The organism is Pseudomonas sp. 3JA, assembly GCF_036961705.1.
GTDB lineage: Bacteria > Pseudomonadota > Gammaproteobacteria > Pseudomonadales > Pseudomonadaceae > Aquipseudomonas > Aquipseudomonas fluorescens_Q.
Genome location: NZ_JBAMDJ010000051.1, coordinates 18,012 through 41,415, shown reverse-complemented (window position 1 = coordinate 41,415; position 23,404 = coordinate 18,012). Strand labels below are relative to the sequence as shown.

Here is a 23,404-nt window from a genome sequence, read left to right as displayed (position 1 = left end):
TGCGCTCGGTGGCGTTCCAATCAATCAGCGTGCGCTGATGCTCCGCAGCGCTCAGCAGAGGCAATTCGGCGATTGGCCGTTGTGGTGTTGCGATCATCCCCTCAAGTAACTGCTCCAGACGCGCCAACATTTGGCGGGCGCTGTCGGCAGAGAACAAATCCAGCGCGAACAACAGATTCAGCTGGATCGGCGCATTGGCCGGGCACAGCACGTGCAGGTCCAGGTCGCATTCGGAGTGCCGCAGCGGGGTGTCCAGCGCTTCGAATGCCAACCCGGGGAAGCGCAACCGCGACTCCATGGCCAGTTGCTGGGCGACCATCACCTGGTACAGCGGCGCATGGCTGAGGCTGCGCGGCAGTTGCAGGCTGTCCACCAGTTGCTCGAACGGCAAGTCCTGATGCAGCAGGCCATCGCGCAGGCGCTCGGCCACTTGCTTGACCAGGGCGCTGAAGCCGGCTTGCGGTTCGAAGTCTGCGCGGATCGCCAGGTTGTTCAACAGAATGCCCAGCAGGCCTTCGGTGCCTGGCTGTTCACGGTGGGTGACCGGGGTGCCGACCAGCACCGTGGAGTCGCCGCTCAAGCGGTGCATCAGCACGGCGAAGCCGGCGAACAGGACGGTGAACGGTGTGGTGCCGAGACGACTGGCAAAGGCTTGTACCCGGGCGCTGAGGTCGGCGCTGAGTTCACGCTGCACGATCCCGGCGCGGTAGCTTTGCACCGAGGGCCGTGGATGGTCGGTGGGCAAGGCCAGCAGCGGACTGGCATCGCTGTCGCGACGGTCCAGGGTGGTGGTCCAGTAGTCGAGTTGGCGCTTGAGTTCGGCGCCTTGCAGGTGTTCGCGCTGCCAGAGGGCGAAGTCGGCGTACTGCAGCGGCAGGGCCGGCAGTTCGGCGGGAACGCCGTTGCAACGGGCTTCATAACCCAGGGCCAGCTCGCGCAGGGCGATGGTGGCCGACCAGGCGTCCGAGACCAGGTGATGCAGAGCGATGCCAAGTACGTGCTCGCCCGGCGCCAGGCGCAGTAAACGCGCGCGCAGCAGCGGTGGACAGGTCAGGTCGAAAGGCTGCTCGAAGGTGTCTTGCAGGGCCGTGAACTGCGCGCCGGCGCGCGCGGTGGTGGTCAACCCCGACAAGTCTTCGAAGGGTAGCGCGATGTCCAGCGCTGGGCTGATGCGCTGGCACGGCGCGCCGTCGGTGCTGTGGATGCCGGTGCGCAGGATTTCGTGGCGTACCAGCAGGTCATTCAGGCTGGCGTGCAGCGCCTCGACATTGAGTTCACCCTTGAGATGCAGGGCGAAGGGGATGTTGAACAGGGTGGTGCCCGGCGTCAGTTGCTCGATGAACCACAGGCGTTGTTGCGAGAACGACAGCGGCAGCAGCGGCGGGCGTGGCTGGGCCTTGGGCACGCTGATCGCGCTGGCTTGCGGTGCCGCGGCCTGGGCCTGGCGGGCGGCGATGGCCACGGCCAGCAAGGCCACGGTCGGCTGTTCGAACAGCACCCGCAACGGCAGGTCGAGCTTGAACTGAGTGCGCAGGCGGGCCACGATCTGGGTCGCCAGCAGCGAGTGTCCGCCGAGGGTGAAAAAGTTGTCTTCCACGCCCACCGTATCGCGTCCCAGGACCTCGGCCCAGATCGACGCCACGGTGGTTTCCAGCGCGTTGCGCGGGGCGATGCTTTGCTGGGTGTCGGCCTGCCAGTCCAGCTCCCGGGCGGCCAGGGCCTTGCGATCGACCTTGCCGTTATTGTTCAGGGGCAGTTTGTCCAGGCAGACGAAGGCCGCCGGCACCATGTACGGCGGCAGTTGCGTGCGCAGGTGTTCGCTCAGGCCGTCGCTGCCCAGGGTTTCGTCATGGGCCGACCAGTACGCCACCAGCCAGGCTTCGCCGACGGTGTTTTCCCGCAGCAGGATGGCGGCTTCGCGTACGTTTGGGTGCTGGGTGAGACGGTGTTCGATTTCCGTCAGTTCGATCCGGTGCCCGCGCAGCTTTACCTGCTGGTCGCGGCGGCCGAGGTATTCGATCACCCCGTCTGCACGCCAGCGTCCCAGGTCACCGGTGCGGTACAGGCGACCTTCAAATTGAGGGTGGTCGATAAACGCGTCTGCGGTGCGCTGCGGGTCGTGCAGGTAGCCGCGACCGACGCCGACGCCACCGACACAGATTTCCCCGGCCACGCCAATGGGCACCGGGCGCAGGGCTTCGTCCAGCACATACAGGCGGTTGTTGGCGGTCGGTTGGCCGATGGGCATGTGGCTGACCTCGGCCCCCGGCGCTGCGAAGATCGGCTGGAAGGCCACGTCGTCGGCGCATTCGGCCGGCCCGTAGGCGTTCATCAGGGCGATGTCGGGGAAGCGTGCGAACCAGTCGCGGGCCACGGTCGGCGGCAGGGCTTCGCCGGTAGGCAACACCCAGCGCAGGTCCGGCAGTTGCAAATCGCACGGGCACAACGCGAGCACGGTGCGCATCAGGCTCGGGACGATTTCCAACACGTTCAGGCGCTCGCTGGCGAGCACCTGCAGCAGACGTTGCGGGTCGTGGGCGACGTCATCGGGAAGAATGTGCACGGTGGCACCGAGCACCGGCGAGGCGAGGAACTGCCACACCGAAATGTCGAACGCCACCGAGGCGGTCTGGGGAATCCGGTCGGTGGCGCCGAGCCCCAGGGCCGGTACTTTGCCGAAGATGTTGTTGAGCATGCCGCGCTGTTCGATCATCACGCCCTTCGGCGTGCCGGTCGAACCCGAGGTGAACAGCACGTAGGCCAGGCTGTCGGGGCGGGCGAGCACCGGCAGTGGCGCGTCGTTGCCGGACGTCCAGCAGGCTTCGGCGAACAGCGCCTCGGGTGCCTGGTCGAGGCCGCTGAGCAGTTGATCGAGCAGGCCGCTGCAGGCTTCGCTGGCGACCAGGAGCGGGGCGCGGGACAGCCCGAGGATTTCCCGCAGGCGCTCGGGCGGGTGATTGACTTCAAGGGGCAGCATCGCCGCGCCGGCCTTGAACACAGCCAGCATCATGCTCAACAGCTCCAGGCCACGGGGGGCCACCAGCGCGACCAGTTGGTCTTCAGCGGCGCCGGCCTCGCGCAGGGCGTGGGCCAGGCGCGTAGAGCGCAGGTCCAGCTCGGCGTAGGTCAGCGACTCACCGGCGCAGGTCGCGGCGATCTGATCACCGCGCAGGGCGACCTGGGCGGCAAACAGCTCGGCGTAGCTTTGATCCAGCGCAAAGTCGTGGGGGTTCAGCGCCCACTCGCCCAGCAACTGCTGGCGTTCCTCGGCGGCCAGCAGTTCAAAGCTTGCCAGCGGCGCCTCGGGTGCGGCGAGCATGCTGCGCACCAGGCTGGCGATGTGGCCCAGCAGGCGTTGCACGGTGGCGGCTTCGAAACGTTCGCGGTCATAGGAGACGCGGATGCCCAGCTGTTCGCCCGGCAGGATCACCACGGTCAAGCCATAGTGGGTGTGTACACTGTGGTCCATGCCTTCGAGGCTGAACTGAAAGCCACCTTCGAGAATCTGTTCGTCGATGGGCGCGTTTTCGAACACCAGGATGCTGTCGAACAGGGTTTCGCCCCGGGGGAAATCGCTCCAGCCCTGGATGTCGGTCAAGGGCGTGTGCTCGAAGTCGCGCATGTCGACGTTGAGCTTTTGCAGGTCGCCCAGCCAACTGCCAAGCGAGGCGTTCGGGTCCACCGAAACCCGTAGCGGCAAGGTGTTGATGAACAGGCCGATCATTTCCGCGACGCCAGTCAGGTCGGCCGGGCGCCCGGCCACGGTGACGCCGAAGACCACGTCCTGTTGCCCGCTGTAGCGTGACAGCAGCAGCGACCAGACACCCTGGAAGAACGTGTTCGGGGTGATCCTGCGACTGCGGCAGAACGCCGCCAGTGCCTGGGTTTCCTGTTCGTCGAGGTGAATCAGTTGGTCGTCCACCAGCACCGCATCGGTGTAGCGGTCGCGGGTCACGCCGTTGTCCACGGTCAGTGGCGTGGGGGCATTGAGACCCTGCAACTGGCCGCGCCAGAACTGCTCGGCCTTGCTCGCATCCTGGCGTTGCAGCCACTGGATGTAATCGCGAAACGGCCGCGGGCTTTTCAGCTCCGGCGTGCGGTCGTTGCACAGTGCTTCGTAGACTTTGAGGAAGTCCACGGTCACCAGGGAAATGCACCAGGCGTCCATCAGGATGTGGTGGAAGCTGCGAATGAACTCGTAGGACTCATCGCCCAGGCGCACCAGCCGGAAGCGAATCAGCGGTGGCTTCGACAGGTTGAAGCCGACTTTCTGTTCGTCTTCCAGCAGCGTACGGATCCGCGTTTCCTGCTCATGGGGGGCGAGCCCGCGCAGGTCGAGGGTGTCCAGCGGTACCTTGACCTGGCGATGGATCACCTGCACCGGTTGCTTCTGGCTTTTCCACTGGAAACTGGCGCGCAGGGAAGGGTGCAGCGCCACCACTTGGCGCCACGATTCGAGGAACGCCCTTTCATCGATGGCCCCGCCGATGCGGTAGCGATCCTGCATCAGGTACACGCCGGAGTCTTCGTGCAGCAGGGAGTGAAACAGCATCCCTTGTTGCAGCGGTGACAGCGGGTAAATGTCTTCGATCGGGTTGCCGGTGGTTTTTTCGGTGTTCATTGAAAGCGTCCTGCGTAAAAAGGGGCAACGGTGATGGCGGGGCGACGGGACGAACCGCTCACAGGTCGGCCTCGTCCAGTTCGGCCATCAGCGCTTGCATTTCGTCATTGGACAGGCCCGAGGCGCTGAACTCGGCACTCTCGGCTTGCGGCTCGGCGGCGCTCGGCGCCAGCGGTTGAGCGACCTCGGCCATGGCCGCGATGGTCTGGCGTTCGAAAACTTGCTTGGCCGACAGCGCGATGCCTTGCTCATGGGCCTGGGCCACCACTTGCAGGCTCAGGATCGAGTCGCCGCCGATGGCGAAAAAGTTGTCGGTGACGCTCACCGTCGAGAGCTTCAAGACCTTGGCGACGATCGCTTGGAGGGCGGTTTCCATGGCGTTGCGTGGCGCCACGTGGGCGTTTTCGTCGAACTGGTCCGGGTCGGGCAACTGGCGGGTGTCGAGCTTGCCGTTGGGCGTGCGCGGAAAGCTCGCCAGGGTCAGCACCAGGGCCGGCACCATGTACGACGGCAGGCGCTCGCCGAGGTAACGCTTGATCGCCTCGGAATCCGGTGCGTAGCCGTGGGCGGCCAGGATGTAGGCGAGCAGGCGCTTGCCGGCGGCGTGTTCCTGGACGATCACCGCGGCTTCGCGCACGTCGCTGTGGCTGCACAACTGGCGTTCGATTTCACCCAGCTCGATGCGGTAGCCGCGCACCTTGACCTGATGGTCCTTGCGCCCCAGGAACGCCAGGCGCCCGTCGGCCAACCAGCACGCCAGGTCGCCGGTGCGGTAGGCGCGGGTGCCGTCGGCCAGGGTGACGAAGGCCTTGGCGGTTTCTTCGGGTTTGTGGCGATAGCCGCGGGCCAGGGTCGGGCCGGCGAGGACGATTTCCCCTGGCTCGCCGATGCCGCAGGCGGTGTCGAACTCATTCAGCAGGCGCAGGTCCATGCCGGCGATGGGGCGGCCAATGCTGACGTTGCGGCTGGGCTCCAGCACCTCATAGGTGGCCCAGACGGTGGCTTCGGTGGGACCGTATTCGTTCACCAGCCGGGCGTGGGGCAAGGTCTTGCTGTGTTGCGCGATCAGCGATGGTGGGCAGGCTTCACCGGCGACGATCCAGCAGGCGAGGCTGTCGGTGCCTGCGCTGCGCTGCAATTGATCGAGCAGGGCCTGGTACAGCGACGGCAGTGACAGGCCGTGACTGACCTGATGCTGGGCAATCAGTTGCCCCAGGCGGGACATTTCCAGCTCTTCCCCCGGGGCGGGCAAGACTAGCCGTCCGCCTTGGGCCAGGGTCCAGAAAATCCCGGCGACCGAGCTGTCGAAGGCGAACGACGACAGCAGCAGATAGGCGCGCACTGGGCTGTCATAGGTGCTCATGCGCACCTGGGTCGAGAAGCTCAGTGCGCCGTGACTGATTTCCACGGCTTTCGGCGCGCCAGTGGAGCCCGAGGTGTAGATCAAGTAGGCGAGGTCGTTCGCGTCCGGCAACGGCAGCGCCGGCCAATCGCCGAGGTCCGGCGCTGCCAGGTCATCCAGCACGAAACGTTGCAGGTTGGCCGGCACGCTGTCGGCCAGTTCGGTGCTGACCACGATGTGGGCAATGGCGCTGTCGGCGAGCATGTAGGCGCGGCGGTCGGCTGGGTAGGTCGGGTCGATCGGCACGTAGGCGCCACCGGCTTTCAACACGGCGAGCATGGCGACAATGGCCGCGTTGCTGCGGGCGAACAGGATGCCGACGGGCACGCCAGGACCGATCCCGGCCGCGACCAGTCGATGGGCCAGTTGCGTGGCGCAGGCGTCGAGGCGGCTGTAGCTCAGGTCGCCATCCTGGTCGCTGAGGGCAATGGCGTCTGGCTGTTGGCGAACCTGACGGGCAATCAATTCCACCAGCGTCACCGGTTCGATGGACGGCACGCTCGTGCTGGTGCCGATCAACTGCGATTGCAGCGTTCCACCCAGGGGCAGTCGGGCCCAGGCCCGTTGCGGTTCAGCCAGGGCGCCTTGCAGCAGTTGCAGCCATTGCTCGGCGAGGCAGCCCGCGGCTTCGGCGCTGAGGGCATGGCGGTCGTAGACCAGTTGCGCATGCAGGCTGTCAGGCAACTGGCGTACGTTCAGGCACGCCTTCAGCGGGTTCATCACCGCGCTGGCATGGCGCTCCCGGGCATCGCCCGAGCGCCAGGCAAAGGCATAGCCGGCGTTGAGGTGGCCGGTGTAATAGTCTTGCCAGCCGACTGCCCGTTCCAGGGTGGCGGCCACTTGCGTGCTTTGTTCCAGCAGGGTCGCCTGGGCATCCAGTTCGATGCTCACGGGCAGGCACTGCTCGAACAGGCCCAGGGTGCTTTCCAGTTCCGCGCCACGACTTTCATGGATCAGGGTGAGCGGCACCTGTTGCTGGCCGGCCAATCGTCCCAGCACCGCTGCCCATGCCGCCAGCAGCAGGTCAGGGGTCAGGGCCGAGTGACCGGCGAGGTCGCTCGGCAGCGTCAGGTCCAGCCGGGTCGGCGCGAACCCGCCATCGAGGGCCACTTCCAGCGGCAGTTGCAAGGTGGCCTGTTCGGTTTCGCCCGAGGGTTTCCAGAAGCTCACGCCCGGATGGTCCGGCGCGTCTTCGACCAGGCTCCAGCGCCATTCGGCGTAGTCGGCGTACTGCAAGGTGTCGGACAGGTCCGTTGCGGTGTCGTGCAGCAGTGCGTCGGCCAGCCATTGCAGGCTGGCGAGGTCGAAGTGGCTGCTGGCCGCCGCCAGGTCCAGGATCGTCTGTTCGTCGGACAGGCGCACCAGGGTCACGTACAGGGGAGACGTCCAGTCACGGGGCTGGCCGGCGAGCCGGGCCAGCGCGGCGTCCTGGTCGGCACGGCTGTGCTGGCGCAGGTCCTGGAGATTCACCGCCAGCGGAGCAGTTTCGTCGATCACCTGCACCGGGTGGCGCAGGCCGGGCACGGGCATCAGGCGCGTGCGCAGGATTTCACTGCCGGCCACCAAGGCTTGCAAGCGGTTGTTCAGTGCATCGACGTCCAGTGGCTGTGACAGCGACCATTGCAAATGGCAGCTGAACGGGTGTTCCGCCGCGCCGTTGATGTGGGGGTAAACCGATGCCTGTTGCGGCGAAATACGAAAACCTTGAAGTCCGCTCATGTTCATCTCGACTGGAAAAGGGCTTGAGCCTGGATCACCGCACAGACGTCGGGGCTTGCTGGACACGTGTCAGGCAAGCCTCCTGCGAACGGCGGGTGGACCCGTTGAATGTCAGACGGCAACGTCGCTCGACAGCAGGGCTTCAGCCATGCCGGTCATGATGGCGCGCTTGCCGGTAAAGGGTTCGCGACCGTGCACAGCGAGCATGTTGTCGATGAACAACACGTCCCCCTGTTGCCAACTGAACCGCACCAGCGAGTCGAGGTAGGCCGCGCGTAGCGACTCCAGGACCTGGGGCTCGATGGGTTCGCCATCGCCATAAAAGGTGTTGGTGGGCAGGTCGAGGTCGTTGAAGTTGCTTTGCAGCGAATCGCGGATTCGCCCAGGCAGGGTGCTGATGTGGAAGAACGTGGCGTGGTTGAACCAGACCTCTTCGCCGGTGCGCGGATGGCGCACCACGGCCGGCCCGCGTTGGCGGGTGCGCAGGCGATTGTGGTCTTTCCATTCCACTTCGATGCCGACGCTGGCGCAGTAGGCTTCCACTTCGCCACGGTCTTCGGACTGGAACACGGTCTGCCACGGCAGGCCGAAACCATCGCCGTAGTTGCGAACGTACAGCACGCCTTTTTCCCGGAATCGCGCTTCGATCTGCGGGCTGATCCTGGCCTTCACGGCGCGGGTCGAGCCGATCGGTGTCTCACCACCGGTTTCTGACGGCAGTTGGCAATAGAAGAACAGTCGCAATGGAAAACGCGGCGAATAGGAGTGCTCGTTGTGGGGGAAAATCATCTGGTCGGCCGGGTAGTCGGTCGAGGTGTAGATGTTGCCGCCCACCCGTGTCCGGGGCGAGGCGCGGAACATATATTCCAGAGCGCCGGGGGAGAGGGCGGCGATCACTTGGTCGAACTGCTCGACGGACGCGACGTTGAAGCCGCGAAACAGCAAGGCACCGTACTCCAGCAGCTTCCTTTCCAGCGACTCGCGTTCCCGGGTGGCCCAGGCGATCAGGTCGACGCCGCTGACCGCCGGCTCGATCACCAGGGGTAGGGCGTGGTCCGGGCTGAGCAGGCGCTCGGTGACCAACTGTTGTTCCGAGACGTTCATGGCTTTGCGACGCACGGCGCCAAGGGCGCGTGGCGATGGGGGCACGATAGACATAACGGCATCCGACTCGGTTAAAGGGACAAGGAGCGACGTTTGGCTTGCATCATCTGGCTGCGACCGGCCAGCGCCTGTGACTGTTGTCGCTCACGGGCAAAGGCCTGGTCCCAGTTGTCGATGCGCTCGGCCAATGCCGGCAGCGGCTCGTCCAACAGGGTGTGTAGTTGTTCCAGCAGGCCCGTCCACAGGTGTTGCAGGCGCAGGGCACGCTGCTGGTCGAAGTATTCGCCGCGATACTTGAGGGTCGCGGCGAGGCCTTCGCTGCCGTGCACGAGGTCGAGCACCAGGTGGAAATCTCCCGGTGCCTGGGCCACGTCCAGCGCGGACAGTTGCGCGCCGGCGATGTCGGTCGGGGTCACCCGTGACGGTTGATAGTTCAGCTTGACCTGGAACAGCGGCGAGTGACCGGGGCGGCGTTGCGGCGCGAGGGCCGAGACCACCAGGTCGAAAGGCAGGGCTTGACGGGCATAAGCCAGGCGCGCTTCATCGCGAACCCGCTCAAGGAAACCGGCCAGGGTCGGTTCGCCACGCAAGTCGCAACGCAGGGGCAACTGGTTGACGAAGAAACCGATGACGTCGCTGTGCTCGGCCAGTGGCCGGCCACTGACGTCGGTGCCCAGCAGGAATTGCTGCTGGCCGCCCAATTGCTTGAGTACCAGTTGGTAGCTGGCCAGCAGCAGCATGAACAAGGTCATGCCCTGCTCGCGGGCCAGTGCTGCCAACCGTTCGCAGCGGGCCTGGGGCACGCTGAAGTCCAGGCTGTGTTCGCCCGGGGCCTGACCGCTGCCACCCAGTTCCAATGTTTGCGGCATGCCGGCCAGGTGTCCGCGCCAGAAGTCCTGCTCGGTGGTGATCCGCTGTTCGCTCCAGTACCGGGCTTCCCATTGGGCGAAATCGAGGTATTGCCCCGGCAGCCCTATGTCCGTCGAACCAGCCAGCTCCGCCAGCAACACTTGCGCCGACCGCCCGTCAAAGGCGATGTGGTGCAGGGTCAGCAGCAGGTCATGCTGTTGGTCATGTCGGCTAAGCAACTGCGCTCGCAGCAGTGGGCCGGCTTGCAAATCGACAGGGGTGGCGTGTTCGTGGGCCAGGTGTTCGTTCAGCGCCTGCTGTTGCTGCGCTTCATTCTGTTCACGCAAATCATGATGGATCAGCGCTACCGCCGTGGCCGGCAACACCTGTTGTTGCGGGCCATCGACACCGTCGCGGTACACCGTGCGCAACACACCATGCCGTTCGACCAGCGTGTTCAAGCGCAGGGCCAACGTCTCGATGTCCAACGGCCCTTGCAGGCGCAGATGCAGCACCAGGTTGTGGCGGGTGTCGTCCGGGTTCAGTTGGCGCAGGAACCACAGGCGACGCTGGGCGAACGATTGCTGGCCCTGGCTGAGATTGGCCTGCTCGGTCGAAGCTTCGGCCATTGGTGCCGGTTCATTCAGGAAATCTTGCAGCGCCAGGGCCCATTGCCCGAGGGTGGTTTCCCCGAACAGACGTTGGGTATCGAGGCTCCAGCCCAGATCCTTGTGCAGGCGCGCGGCGAAGTCGGCTACGCCGATGGAGTCCAGGCCCTGGCCGATCAGGCTGCGTTCGAAGTCGGCGGACAAATACGGGTTGACCGCGTGCAGCGTCTGTTCCAGCCACTGGCGGCAGGCGACTTGGGCCTGTTGCGGCGTTTCGGTCGCCAGGCGCTTGAGCTGGGCAAGGTCAAGGACAGCGCCGCTCGAGGCCTGCACTGCACCGCTCTGGGCGATGATGCTCAACGTGCCCGCAGCGAGCTGTTTGCGTGCGCCTTGACGGGCGATCTTGCCGCTGGTGGTCATCGGGATGGTGCCGGCTTGCACCAGCACAATCTGGTCGATGCCGCAGTCGGCGGCTTCGCGCACGGCGTTTTGCATCGACGCAAACAGCGCCGGATGATGCGCCGGGTCGACGAATTTGCGCTGCGGCTCGGCGACGATCACCAGTTTCTCGCGGCCCAGGGCCGGGTCCATTTCCGAGAAGGCGGCGATGCGTCCAGTACGGATGCCCGGCTCGGCGTCGGTAATGGCGAATTCGATGTCATGGGGATAGAGGTTGCGCCCGTTGAGAATCAGCAGGTCCTTGAGCCGTCCGCAGATCACCACCTGGCCTTCATGCATGAAGCCCAGGTCGCCGGAGCGCAGGTAATGCTCCGATGAGCCGACAATCCGCGCTTCAAAGGCTTCGCGAGTGGCCTCGGGGTTCTTCCAATAGGATTCGGCGTTGCTCGGGCCCTTGAGCCAGACCTCGCCGATGCGGTCGGCGGCGCAACGTTCGAAGGTGTGCGGGTCGACGATGGCGATGCTGTGCAAGGCTTGCGGGTAACCGCAGGCGACGAACTCCACGGCAGCGGCATCGGCCGTCGCCAGGGCCGCGCGACCGCTCTCCAGTACGGTCTTGTCCAGGCGCAGCACCACTGGCAGCGCATCGGCCGGCGTGGCGCTGACGCACAGGGTCGCTTCGGCCTGGCCATACCCGGGGCTGATGGCCAACGGGTTCAAGCCACACGCGGCAAAGCGCTGGGCGAAGGCTTCCAGGGTGCCAGGGTGGATCGGTTCGGCGCCGTTGATCGCATGTTTCCAGGCGCTCAGGTCGAGCTGCGCGATCAGGTTGTCGCTGACCACGCGGTTGCACAGGGCATAGGCGAAGTTGGGGGCGAAACTGGCGGTGGCGCGGTAGCGACTCAACGCCTGTAACCAGGTCGACGGTGCATTGACGAAGGTCTGGGACGCCATCAGGTAGCAGGGCATGCCACTGTAGAGCGGTGCCAGCATGCCACCGATCAGGCCCATGTCGTGGTACAGCGGCAGCCAGTTGACCATGGCGCCGTGCTCGTCGAAAGCGTACGCCCGGCGCATCAGTTCGACGTTGGCGATCAGGTTGCGTTGGCGCACCTCGACGCCTTTTGGCGAGCCGGTAGAGCCCGAGGTGTATTGCAGGAAGGCCACGGTCGAACCGTCGATGGCCGGGCGTTGCCAGTGGCTGGCCGGTGGCGTGCCCAGGTGCTGGACGGTCAGCACATCGACGCGGCCCTCCACCAGCTCCAGCAAGCCTTCGCAATAATCTTCCGGTGCAAGAATCAGCGCCGGTTCGGCATCCACCACCACGTTGCGGACGCGGTCCAGATGGCGCGGCTTGCGCGACGGCGGTGGAAACAACGGCACGGCAATCAGCCCCGCATACAGGCAGGCACAGAAAGCGCGGGCGTAGTCGAGGCTGCTGGGCAGCATCAGCAGCACCCGATCACCCGGTGCATAACGCGCTTGCAGCGCGGCCGCCAGGGATTGGGATTGCTCGTGCAGTTGGGCAAAGGTCAGGGTTTCGCCGATCTCTACGCCGTCCGGCAGAAAATGCAGGGCGGCACGCTGAGGGAAGTGCTGGGCATTGGCTTCCAGCACGTCGATCCAGTGTTCGAATGAAAGCATGTGGAATTTACGCCATGGCCACGATGACTTTGCGGTCACCGGTGAAAGGATTGCGACCGTGTGCAACCAGTCGGTTGTCGAGCATCAGGATATCGCCGGGCTGCCAAGGGAAACTGATGGCAGTCTCGCGGTAGACCTCGCGCACGGTGTCGAGCATGTCGTCGGCAATCGGCGAGCCGTCGCCGAAGTAGACGTGGCGCGGCAGGTTCTCTTCACCCACCGCTGCCAACAGGCTGGCGCGTACGCTCGGTTCGATGGCCGAGACATGGAACAGGTGCGCCTGGTTGAACCAGACCCACTCACCGGTATCGGGATGCTGTTGCACAGCGGCGCAACGCTGGCGGGTGCGCAGGTCGCCATCGGCTTTCCATTCCCACTCGATGTCGTTGTCCTGGCAGTAGCGTTCGACCTGGGCGCGGTCCTGGGTATTGAAGACTTTCTCCCAGGGCAGGTCCAGGGCGCCGCTGTAGTTGCGCACGTAGAGCAACTCACGGCTGGCGAACAGCTCGCGAATCTCGGCAGGCATGCGCTGGTAGATCAGGCGGCTATCGGCAATCGGGGTCTCGCCACCGGTTTCACTGGCCTTGATGCAGTGGAACCAGATGCGCGAAGGCCAGGGGCGGGTGTAGGCCTGTTCGTTGTGCAGCGGGATGAATTGATGGGCCGGGTACTCGGTGGAGCTATAGACCCCGGCGAAGACTTTGCTGCGCGGCGTGGAGCCGAATTCGTAGCTGGCCAGCGGTGCACCGAAGCTGGCAGCGAAGCGCTTGAAATCAATGGGCGTGGCGACGGTGAAGCCGCGAAACAACACGCCGCCAACGGTGCTCAAGACATGGGCCACGCTGTCGCGGATCGAAATGTCCAGATCGTGAATCGACTGCCCCGACGTCCCCTGCACCAGCAAGGGTAGCGATTGGGCGCTTGCATCCGTGGGCGCCATTGAAAAAAGCTCGGAACGCCCGTTCAGGTGCTCGATTGAGGTCATCCTTGTGCATCCTCTTTTGTCTTCTTCGACCAGTCACAAGACCATGAAAGCAGGGCAGCGGTCAGCGATGTAGGACTCGTCTGTAATGTATGTAAGGCGATACAAGACGACATACTAGGTACAAATGAGATGGATTATCAATACTATTTATTTAAATTTTTTTTTGGATTAGACTCCGCTCCGCTGGCGCCAAACAGCCTTCGGCCAGCTCAAAAAACCAAAAATATCTGTCGCATGGGAGCGGGGCGTGAATTTCAAAAAGAACACAATTGCGTTGGCTGTAGGGTCGGCCATCGGTCTGAGCAACGGTGCTTGGGCGGCTGAGGAAGCCGGCAAGATGGAGATCGCTCCAATCACTGTGACCGGTGAAAAGATCGACCGTACCCTCGAAAAGACCCAGTCCAGTGTCGTGGTCGTCACCGACAAGAATCTGCGTGAGCACGGCGACAAGGACCTGGTGGATGTGTTTGCCCGCACGCCCGGCGTCTATAGCCAGGCCGGCAATGAAAACTGGGGTATCCGTGGCGTGCCGGTGTCCGGTTTTGACGACCAGGGGCCGGCGGCCCTCAACGGGGCGGTGTCGGTGTATGTCGACGGGGCCGTGCAGCCGAACCGTGCGCTGACCCTCAGCCCGGTCCCGCTCTGGGATGCCGAGCAGGTCGAGGTTTTCCTTGGCCCGCAATCCACCACCCAGGGCCGTAACTCCCTGGCCGGCGCCGTGGTTATCCGAACCAAGAACCCAACCTTCGAACCGAGCTTCTCGGCGCAGACCAGCGTGGGCAATTACGGTGAGCACGGTGCGGCCGTGGCGGGCGGCGGGGCCATCGTGGATGACAAGATCGCCGGGCGTATCGCCGTGGATTATTCCGACGGTGACGGCTACATCCGCAACACCACGCTCGATAAAGACGCCAACCCGCATCGCACCAGCAACGCCCGCGGTAAATTGCTGATCCTGCCCAATGACGACACTGACGTCTTGCTGACTTATGCCCATAACGAACATCGCCAGGGTGACCGCTCGACGATGCGCGGCGCCGATGGCAAGCCGAGCTATTACGACATCGGGTCCAATACCGAGGCCTTCGACAACCTCAAGCAAGACACCCTCAGCGCCAAGGTGGATTACCGGCTGAACGATGCCTGGTCGCTGACGAGCATGACCGCCAATACCAGTACCGACTACAGCAACCGTCTGGACTTTGACCAGAATGCTGTGGACAACGAGGTTGTTCTGCGTAAGCAGGACGGCAACCTGTTCAGTCAGGAGCTGCGTCTGAATTACGACTCGGACACGGTGAAGAGTTTCGTCGGTGCCTACTATGGCCACAACACCAACAACTTCCACGACCGGTTGTTGTTCGATGACGTGCTGGTTCGTACCGTCAAAGGTGATACCAAGATTGAAAACAAGGCGGTGTTCGGTGAAGTCAACTGGACGTTCGCCCCGCGCTGGACCTTGATCACCGGCCTGCGTTACGACCACGAGACGAACGATACCGACATCGAAGCAGATGGCCGCTTCGTCCCAGAGAAAATCAAAAAGTCGTTTGATGCCGTGCTGCCGAAACTCGGCATCGACTACGAACTGGCAGCGGATCAGTACCTCGGTTTCACGGTGCAGAAGGGCTATCGCGGTGGCGGTGTCAACCTGCGTTCCGGTAGCGGCCACCAGGCCTACGACCCGGAATACACCACCAACTACGAGCTGTCCTATCGCGGTTCGTTCTTCGACAAGACCCTGCGTACCCGCGCCAACCTGTACTACACCGACTGGAAAGACCAGCAGGTCAGCGTGCGGCAGCCCGGTAGCAACGTCATTGATATCTACAACGCTGGTCGCAGTGAGATCAAGGGCCTAGAAGTCTTCGTCGAAAAAGACATCACCGAACAACTGACCTTGAACGTCGGGGGCGCCATTACCGATAGCAAATACAAGGACTTCGTCGCTGACAATGGTCAGGACAGGAGCGGCGAGTCGTTCCTCTACTCGCCTAAATACAAGGCCTCGGTGGGTGGTGTCTATCGCTTCGACGATCGCCTGATATTCGGCACGGATATTGTCTATCAGAGCACCGCGCCGTCGGAGTACGAGTTCGACGCGAACGGCAAAGTCACTGGTGAGCGTAAGAGCGACGCCTATGTGCTGGTGAATTTCAACACCGAGTACAAAGTCACCAAGAATGTCGCTGTGTCCGCCTACGTGAAGAATGCGTTCGACAAGGAATACGTCACCAACAACCGCAACGACGAGATCATCGACGTCGGCGCACCGCGCACGGTGGGGATGATCCTGCGTTACGACATGTAAGTTACGACATGTAAGCAACGACGTGTAAACCCACGGGCGCGGGGAGGCAATCTCCCCGCGTCTGTCCTGAAATGTTTCGGATGTTTGTTTCCAGGCTGTTCGTTCCCTTCCAAACCCAGCCTCCATGGAGGAAATCATGAGTGCTTTTTCGAATGTCACAGCGGGTGGCGCGCAACAGCTACGCCTGTTGCACACCGGTCTGTCGAGCCCTTACTGCCTCGATTCGACACCACTGCTGGAACGTCAGCAACAGCAGGAATCCAACGCCCGCAGTTACCCGCGACGCATTCCCCTGGTGCTTGAAAGGGCCCATGGCATTTATGTGCAGGACAGCCGGGGGCAAGTGTTCGTCGATTGCCTGGCCGGTGCCGGGACCCTGGCGCTGGGGCACAACCACCCGGTGATCGTCGAAGCCATCACCCAGGTCATGGCGGCCGGTGTGCCGATGCACACCCTGGACCTCATGACCCCCGTAAAGGACGCATTTGTCCAAGAGATTTTCTCTTGCCTGCCCAGCGAGTTCGCTCGCCATGCGCGCATCCAGTTCTGCGGCCCGAGTGGGGCCGATGCGGTGGAAGCCGCGCTCAAGCTGACCCGTACCGCGACCGGACGGCATTCGGTCCTGGCGTTCGAAGGGGCCTATCACGGGATGACCCTGGGCACGCTGGCCATCAGCGGCAACCTGTCGCCGAAAAATGCCCTCGGTGCATTGATGCCCGGCGTGCAGCGCCTGCCATTTCCCCACGATTATCGTTGCCCGTTCGGGGTGGCCGGCGATCAGGCGGTCACGTTGAACGTGCGTTACCTCGAGCACCTGCTCAACGACCCGGAAAGCGGCGTGACCGCACCGGCGGCGATGATCCTGGAGCCGATCCAGGGCGAGGGCGGAGTGATTGCCGCGCCGGACCGCTGGCTGCAGGAGTTGCGCCGGTTGACCCAGGCCCATGGCATCCCATTGATCGTCGACGAGATCCAGTGCGGCATTGCCCGCAGCGGGCGGATGTTCGGCTTCGAGCAATCGGGTATCACGCCGGATGTCATCACCCTGTCCAAAGCCATCGGCGGCGGGTTGCCGCTGTCGGTCATGGTCTACCACGAGTCGCTGGACGTCTGGCAGCCGGGTGCCCACGCCGGCACGTTCCGCGGCAATCAACTGGCGATGGCGGCGGGTACCGCGACCTTGCGTTTTATCCGTGATCAAGGCCTGGTCCAGCACGCTGAAACGGTGGGCGCCCACCTGCAAAAACACCTGCAGGCACTGCAAAACGAGTTCGCCTGGATCGGCGATGTTCGCGGACGCGGCCTGATGCTCGGCATGGAAATCGTCGACCCGCAAGGCACCCCAGACGTACAGGGTCATCCGCCGGTGGATACGGTCCGGGCCAAGGCATTCCAGCAGGCTTGCCTGAAGCACGGCTTGATCGTTGAACTGGGCGGACGCCACGGCGCAACCGTACGCTTCCTGCCGCCGTTGATCATCACCGAACAGGAAATCGATTTCGTCGCGAAAATCCTGTTCCAAGCCGCGAGCACAATCAACGAGCGCCCCGCAGGCTGATCATCCAGGTCCGGACCAGCGTCCGGACCCAACACCAAACCCTGCAACAGTTGCTCAGGCACTGGCGTGGGTCAGCCCGGTCAAGGTGTCCGCGATGGCCTTCGTGCGTTGTGCCGTGCCTTCGGTGGTGCGGCTCGAGTCTTCCAGGGCATCGAGCATCTCGCGCAGGGCGCTGACGGCGACGGACTGGTCTTCGATCTGTTGGGCGACGCCTTGGATCTCCGTCGAGAGCAGGTCAATGTCCACGCCAATTTCCGCAGCATTCTTGCGGGTGATTTCCGCGAGCTTGCGGACCTCATCCGCCACCACCGCAAACCCTCTGCCCATTTCACCTGCCCGCGCTGCTTCGATGGCGGCGTTAAGGGCCAGCAGGTTGGTCTGTCCGGCGATTTGCTGGATGACCTGTACGATCGACTGAATACGCAAGCTCGAACTGGCGAGCGCACGGGCGCCGACCACCGCTTCACCCGCTTGCGTGGCAAGCTGTTCGACGGTCGTGCCGGCCTGCTCGGCGACGCTGTTTTGCCGGTCAATCGTGCCCGTCAGGTCATCCATCGACAGGTGTAGCTCACCTGAGTAGTGCTTGATTTGCGTCGCCATCTGCGCTTGCTGCTGGCTGGCCTGGGCCAATACCTGGCCCAGATCGGTCAGGCCGTCGAACACCGGCAGGATGGTGTTGTCCAGGCCGCGAGTGTCCAGGGCGCTGCTGAAGTCGTTCATCTTGAACGCCATGATCTGCTTGACCACGACATGGTTCAGGCCGGCCAGTTTCTTGACCTGGCGGCGCAGGAAAAACGCCTTGAACTCACCATAGTGGGCAATGAAGTTATCGACGTACTCATCGACAAAGCTGGCGCCCTTGGTGACCCTGAAGAAAAAAATCGCCGTGAGTGTCTGGTTAAGGTTCAAACCGAGAATTTCACCAAACGTCGAGAACCCGGCCAAAGGCACATCCCCGAAAATACCGGCCATGCTGCCCAGGTCGCTGCTGTTGTTGAGCCGGCGCAGGATGCAGTCATTGAGAATAGCGGCCACCGGACGGCCGCCCTTGCCCTTGAGGAATTTCTCGTAGTCCAGTCGAGTCGCCTCGCGAAGGGGCGTGCGCTTGACCATCACCAGCTCTTCGCCGGGCGCCACGTCGCAGAACAGCTGGATGATCTGCTGCTGATAGTCGATACGGGCAATGGAGCGCACGAACAGCTCATCGCCCACACGGATGGCGAATGAATAATCGGCGAGCTTCTTTTCCAGCGCCTGGGCACTGCACTCGAATGCATCGCACAGCGCCTGGACCATGCTCTTGATGTTCCCCCGGCTGTCGATGACCTGATCGATGGTGCGGTCTTCGACCGACGCGGTCAGCACGCTGAACGTCAGCCCGGCAGGTTGGAAGTTCTGGCTCTTGAACACCCCGAAGCGCACATCCGCCGCGGTTTTCAGGAAGACAATCTGCGCGTGGTTCTGATAACTGCGTTGCCCATCACTGATCAGGGTCTTTTTGAAATCCGTCTTGCCACCGGCCGAGCCGCCGACGAACAGGCAAGGAAAACGCCCCGACTCATAGAGCGCCTCCATAAAGAACGACTCGGAAGCTGAAAGACCATCGAACACCACGTAGGCCAGCGTATCGCGATGATCAATGGGTGTGCTCACTTGCGCCTGCTTGATGTTATTCACCAGCCTGGCGATGCGCTCACGCATGGCCAAGCGCTTGCCGCCTCCGCGAATGTCCTCGCACTCCAGCGGCACCATCACCACCTCGGCCGACACAATCACGCTGGCGTCAAATAGCTGCAACACCACCCGATCCCAGCTCTCGCCGGTCTGGCAGTACAACGTGTTCGCACCGTTGCACAGCTCACCCGACGTCGTGCACAAGCTGATGGCGCTTTGGGGAAAGCGCTGCTTGACCTTGGCGGCGACCCGGTCGATGTCCAGGTGAGGGGAGACGAACCCGGTGACCAACACAGGGGTGATACGTACGTTGGCCAGCGCCTGGTCCAATTCAGCAGAGGTGCAGGCCACACTTACAGCCCCTTGAGTGCGGGCTCGGGCAGTGTTGAAGAGGTTCAGTAGGTTCATGGCTGGACTCGGTTGAGCGCGACGTGACGCGTACGAGGTATGCGTGCGGAGTCCTTTCCCTGTAGCGGTCACGGCTGGGGACTTGTATGGGCGTGAGCTTGTGCTATTTGCGGGGGCGGTCCATAGGGGCTTTTGGTTGGGGTTTGCTCCGTCTGTTGGATAGCGACTTTCGTATCGGTCCCGGGGGCGGTCTCTGAACAAATCAGCCTTATGAGGCCTGGACGGCAAAGCGACACCCGCTATGCTATCGACGATGGCGTCTTGCCATTTACCACGCCCACCACAACCCCAGGTGTGAGACGAGAACCTGCTCGTCATCGCCCTTTGCAGAGACAATCCATGAATACATACAAAGCCGTGTCCGGAGTGGCCTGGGGTGTTTTGTTGGGTTGCATCGGCCAGGTCAACGCTTTTCAGCTTTCGCCGGATGGCACCTTGGCTGAGCGGGAGATGGCCAAGAAATACGGGGTTTCCTATAAGGCGACGGTGCCTTTCGCCAGTTTTGCGCTGCATAATTTTTCCGATCCTGCCCATGAGGCGCTGACGCAGAAGATCTATGGGTGCGACGGGGATTGGCAGGAGTGCAGCAACCCCAATCTGGAGAATGCCGGTGCCTACATCATTGCCGGGGTTCGCTGGAACGATGATCCGGTGTTCATGCCGGGCGCGGAAGATGCCAAGACCAAGGGTTGCGATGGACGTTACTCGGTGGGTTTTATCTCGCAGACGCGGTGCTGGGTAAATCTTTTCGAGAAAGCCGAAAGCAAAAGCGCTTCTGATCCAATGGCGTTCATGGGCGCAGGGAATTACATCTCTCGTTCGCATTTTGGCGATCTGCAGTTCTTGCATTCCATGGCTTCCCAGGAGGGCGCCGCGCCAGAGCAGACCAAGCGAGAAATCATGATGTGGGCCGAGTTCGCTTGGGGCGTTGCCGATGGAACCTATCCCATCAATACCTATTTGAAAGATATCAAGATCGAAGGCTGGGACCAGCATTTCAATAACGGACAGACCGTGCAGGATCTTTTTGCCGTCGGGCGTCCATGGCTGCGGGCGAATGTGAACCAGGTGGCGCTTGGCAGCTTGCTTCACCTTGTCCAGGACAGCTTTGCTGGTGGGCATGCGCAGCGGCGTGGAAAACGTGGGCTGTCCCCCCTGACTACCCGTTACTCAAAGGCTGGTCTACTAACTGGACGAGTATACTCGGTCGAGATGTGACGCCAGGCGCATTCGTCCCCGGTGCGTTACCTGTTCAGCCATCAATTGTTGTGAAACCAATCGTTCCTGGAGGTTGAATTAGATGCAATATGTAAATCTGCTTGGTATGCACCCTGGCTGCGTGGGGCTTCGACCATTTGCGAAATCGTTCTTTGATGCCCTAGGCGTTAATGATGGGGAAGAGCGCGAGAGCGGTAATTACGTTGAGGGTTATTATTTGAAAGGCTCTCTTGGTAGCATGACTTTCTCCGTCGCTATTTCGGACGAAGATGCGCATGAAGACGTACCGTACTGGATTCACATTTCTGCGGACTTGGTTATATCTGACGCTCTTGAAGATGCGGTGTCTCAGCTGATCCGAAATAAGGTACTTCCAATGGGGTTTCAGTTGGCCCGCATCGTTAACTTCGGTAAGCGCGGTGAGCAGCGAATTGACTACTGATATTTGATCAGCGGATCCTCGGTAACAGACCACGGGAAATGGGGACTGTGGGGAAAAACGGGGATAGACCCTGAGGGATCCCTCCTCAGTGCTGCGTCGAGCGCAACGCAAGTAGCTTTCCAGCGCTTGTTCAAAGCTCAATTGAAGAAAACGCCTGACAGGCCTGAGGGGCATCCGTTTCCTCGAGCCTTGCTTCTCCGGATACTGGGCTCTCACGTAGGAAACTTCTGAAAATCCCACCAAAAGCACTATTCTGGCCCTAAGCCTCTCGCCGGAGGTTTTCTGTCGCGTTACGCTCTGGATGTCGCTGCACATTCAGCGACCGGGCTTGGTAACCCGGTGGAATAAGGCGTAACAGTGCACGGACAGGATTGCAGGCTTTCAGGCCTGCGATTTTGTTTTATGGCAGCTGTGCGTGGGACGTCTTCTGACGTGCCGGTTTCCTTGATTCCCCGGTTTACCAACCTGCGCACAGCTGCCACCCATTCGCTTGGTAACGGATGCGGCAGCTCTTCGAATCAAGGGAGTTGAACAATGCATATCGATAGATCAAGAAAACGGCCTCTTCTGCTCTGCAGCTCTGTATCGCGGTCCCGCTGCATCTCAGTCAGTGGAGATAGCAAATGACCGAACAGGCAGAAGCAAAAACTATCGGCTACACCCCATTCCATTATTGCTCCGACCGTCCGCTGTTCCGCGTTAACGGCGGTGTCCCGTTAAATGAAGCGTTGCAACAAGCGTCAGATCTCTTGCATCTCGCTTACCGGCTCGCAGAGGACGCAACCTTCGAAAGGAAAACGGACCGCCATGCCTGGGCCGCTCATTATTTAATGGAGATGAGCAAAGCGGTGATTGATGATGTAGTGAAAGTCATGACAGTTAGACCCGGGGAATCAAAACACTCCAATAGCTAAAGACGCATCCCACTTAGTCGGGAAGGGGAAAGGCAGGGGCAGGCCACGATTATGGGACGGACCGATTACAGGTGAACTCAAATCATGGCCTGTCCCCGGTTTCTTCGGGTTGGTGATGCAGCACCAGAGCGGTTAAAAATCAGCCCTATGACGCCTGGACGGCAAAGCGACACCCGCTATGCTATCGACGATGGCGTCTTGCCATTTACCACGCCCACCACAACCCCAGGTGTGAGACGAGAACCTGCTCGTCATCGCCCTTTGCAGAGACAATCCATGAATACATACAAAGCCGTGTCCGGAGTGGCCTGGGGTGTTTTGTTGGGTTGCATCGGCCAGGTCAACGCTTTTCAGCTTTCGCCGGATGGCACCTTGGCTGAGCGGGAGATGGCCAAGAAATACGGGGTTTCCTATAAGGCGACGGTGCCTTTCGCCAGTTTTGCGCTGCATAATTTTTCCGATCCTGCCCATGAGGCGCTGACGCAGAAGATCTATGGGTGCGACGGGGATTGGCAGGAGTGCAGCAACCCCAATCTGGAGAATGCCGGTGCCTACATCATTGCCGGGGTTCGCTGGAACGATGATCCGGTGTTCATGCCGGGCGCGGAAGATGCCAAGACCAAGGGTTGCGATGGACGTTATTCGGTGGGTTTTATCTCGCAGACGCGGTGCTGGGTAAATCTTTTCGAGAAAGCCGAAAGCAAAAGCGCTTCTGATCCAATGGCGTTCATGGGCGCAGGGAATTACATCTCTCGTTCGCATTTTGGCGACCTGCAGTTCTTGCATTCCATGGCTTCCCAGGAGGGCGTCGCGCCAGAGCAGACCAAGCGAGAAATCATGATGTGGGCCGAGTTCGCTTGGGGCGTTGCCGATGGAACCTATCCCATCAATACCTATTTGAAAGATATCAAGATCGAAGGCTGGGACCAGCATTTCAATAACGGACAGACCGTGCAGGATCTTTTTGCCGTCGGGCGTCCATGGCTACGGGCGAATGTGAACCAGGTGGCGCTTGGCAGCTTGCTTCACCTTGTCCAGGACAGCTTTGCTGGTGGGCATGCGCAGCGGCGTGAAGAGGTGTTGGGTGACAAGTGCATGGGCGGTGCCGAGGCTGTGCAGGGGCGAATCGAGGAGTTTCACTCTTACGCCCGGCAGGATCATGCCAAGCACAAGGCCGATGACGCCAGTTCAGTCGCCAGGATCATGCTGATGGCCCATGAACCGGACGTCGTGGATGCGGGAAAGAAGTTGAGAGGGTTTATCGCCGATCGCAGGAAATGGGCGGATGTCAGGCCTTATCTGGATGAGTGTGTTTTTGCGCTGGCCAATGAAACGACTCCGGCGTCGGCGGGTGATGGATATAAGCTGGAGGCCAACCGCTGAACACCTGATGACAAGCTGGTGGGAGCTTGCTCGCGATGACGTCGGCATATTCAGCATCGGTGCAGGCTGATCCACCGCTTTCGCGACCAAGCCCGCTCCCACAGTAACCACAGAACCCCAGCAGTCAGCTCGCACGCCGCTCGTTCGTTGACATTCGGCCTTCCT

Annotated in this window: 12 protein-coding genes and 1 pseudogene; 6 read left to right on the top strand and 7 right to left on the bottom strand. The window is 62.0% G+C overall.

Features of this window, described 5'->3' with window-relative positions:
• From V7773_RS27115 to V7773_RS27095, 5 genes are all read right to left on the bottom strand, one after another.
• A partial coding sequence (locus V7773_RS27115) for an amino acid adenylation domain-containing protein (protein WP_336076174.1) occupies nt 1–4,621 on the bottom strand: 4,621 nt, incomplete at its 3' end.
• Nucleotides 4,622–4,679: 58 nt separating this feature from the next.
• A complete protein-coding gene (locus V7773_RS27110) occupies nt 4,680–7,742 on the bottom strand; it encodes a non-ribosomal peptide synthetase (protein ID WP_336076173.1) in 3,063 nt (1,020 codons plus the stop codon).
• Between the two features lie 111 nt (nt 7,743–7,853).
• Nucleotides 7,854–8,900: a TauD/TfdA family dioxygenase gene (locus V7773_RS27105; RefSeq protein ID WP_336076172.1), complete on the bottom strand. Its 1,047-nt coding sequence runs from the start codon at nt 8,898–8,900 to the stop codon at nt 7,854–7,856.
• 17 nt (nt 8,901–8,917) lie between these two features.
• Nucleotides 8,918–12,346, bottom strand: a complete 3,429-nt coding sequence (locus V7773_RS27100) for a condensation domain-containing protein (protein ID WP_336076171.1) — start codon at nt 12,344–12,346, stop codon at nt 8,918–8,920.
• A 7-nt stretch (nt 12,347–12,353) separates the two neighbouring features.
• On the bottom strand, nt 12,354–13,331 hold the full coding sequence (locus tag V7773_RS27095) for a TauD/TfdA family dioxygenase (protein WP_336076170.1): 978 nt from the start codon (nt 13,329–13,331) through the stop codon (nt 12,354–12,356).
• A gap of 247 nt (nt 13,332–13,578) precedes the next feature.
• Here V7773_RS27095 and V7773_RS27090 point away from each other — a divergent pair, with 247 nt between their 5' ends.
• A complete protein-coding gene (locus tag V7773_RS27090) occupies nt 13,579–15,642 on the top strand; it encodes a TonB-dependent receptor (RefSeq protein WP_336076169.1) in 2,064 nt (687 codons plus the stop codon).
• 136 nt (nt 15,643–15,778) lie between these two features.
• A complete protein-coding gene (locus V7773_RS27085; RefSeq protein WP_336076168.1) occupies nt 15,779–17,200 on the top strand; it encodes a diaminobutyrate--2-oxoglutarate transaminase in 1,422 nt (473 codons plus the stop codon).
• A gap of 54 nt (nt 17,201–17,254) precedes the next feature.
• Here V7773_RS27085 and V7773_RS30625 read toward each other — a convergent pair whose 3' ends face one another.
• Complete coding sequence (locus V7773_RS30625) at nt 17,255–17,755, bottom strand: methyl-accepting chemotaxis protein (protein ID WP_223471818.1); 501 nt, start codon at nt 17,753–17,755, stop codon at nt 17,255–17,257.
• 372 nt (nt 17,756–18,127) lie between these two features.
• Nucleotides 18,128–19,282: pseudogene (locus tag V7773_RS30620) on the bottom strand (FIST signal transduction protein); the annotation flags it as partial.
• Between the two features lie 339 nt (nt 19,283–19,621).
• Here V7773_RS30620 and V7773_RS27075 point away from each other — a divergent pair.
• The 4 genes from V7773_RS27075 (at nt 19,622) to V7773_RS27060 (ending at nt 23,239) form a co-directional block, all read left to right on the top strand.
• On the top strand, nt 19,622–20,500 hold the full coding sequence (locus V7773_RS27075) for a hypothetical protein (protein ID WP_336076167.1): 879 nt from the start codon (nt 19,622–19,624) through the stop codon (nt 20,498–20,500).
• Between the two features lie 82 nt (nt 20,501–20,582).
• Complete coding sequence (locus V7773_RS27070) at nt 20,583–20,942, top strand: hypothetical protein (protein ID WP_336076166.1); 360 nt, start codon at nt 20,583–20,585, stop codon at nt 20,940–20,942.
• 623 nt (nt 20,943–21,565) lie between these two features.
• Nucleotides 21,566–21,856: a DUF3077 domain-containing protein gene (locus tag V7773_RS27065; protein WP_053179162.1), complete on the top strand. Its 291-nt coding sequence runs from the start codon at nt 21,566–21,568 to the stop codon at nt 21,854–21,856.
• Nucleotides 21,857–22,132: 276 nt separating this feature from the next.
• A complete protein-coding gene (locus V7773_RS27060; RefSeq protein ID WP_092221830.1) occupies nt 22,133–23,239 on the top strand; it encodes a hypothetical protein in 1,107 nt (368 codons plus the stop codon).
• The last annotated feature ends 165 nt before the right edge of the window (nt 23,240–23,404 follow it).